Here is a 326-nt window from a genome sequence, read left to right on the forward strand (position 1 = left end):
TGCTAGAACATCATTTTGTGCGTCAATTTGTTCGTTCAGCTTGTTCTCACGCTCTTTTGTCGTGTTCAATACATAAAACAGTACCCAACAAAAAAGCACCGCAAAGGGTCCTTGTGTCATTTAATACTGTGCCAAATCCATCTCCATTTTGCTCACCTTCTCCCGCCATAAAAAATAAGCCTATACTTCGTACGGCTCACCTGTGATCTGCTCATATTGTTCGGGTGTGATTCTCCCCGCTGCTACGGTGTTATACTAATTAAAGCAGTAGAACTTGAAATGTTAACACATAATAAGTATTCAAATATTTCTATAAAAAAAGATAG

At 38.3% G+C, this 326-nt stretch carries 1 protein-coding gene and 1 pseudogene; both read right to left on the reverse strand.

Annotated elements, in window-relative coordinates:
* Positions 1-120, reverse strand: a 120-nt coding sequence (locus SB749_RS19020) for a BhlA/UviB family holin-like peptide (protein WP_410711675.1), incomplete at its 3' end; no start/stop codon positions are given.
* A gap of 60 nt (positions 121-180) precedes the next feature.
* Positions 181-249: pseudogene (locus tag SB749_RS19025) on the reverse strand (XkdX family protein); the annotation flags it as partial.
* Between the last annotated feature and the right edge of the window lie 77 nt (positions 250-326).

Origin of the sequence: Brevibacterium sp. SIMBA_078 (assembly GCF_046534565.1) — a bacterium.
Lineage (GTDB): Bacteria > Actinomycetota > Actinomycetes > Actinomycetales > Brevibacteriaceae > Brevibacterium.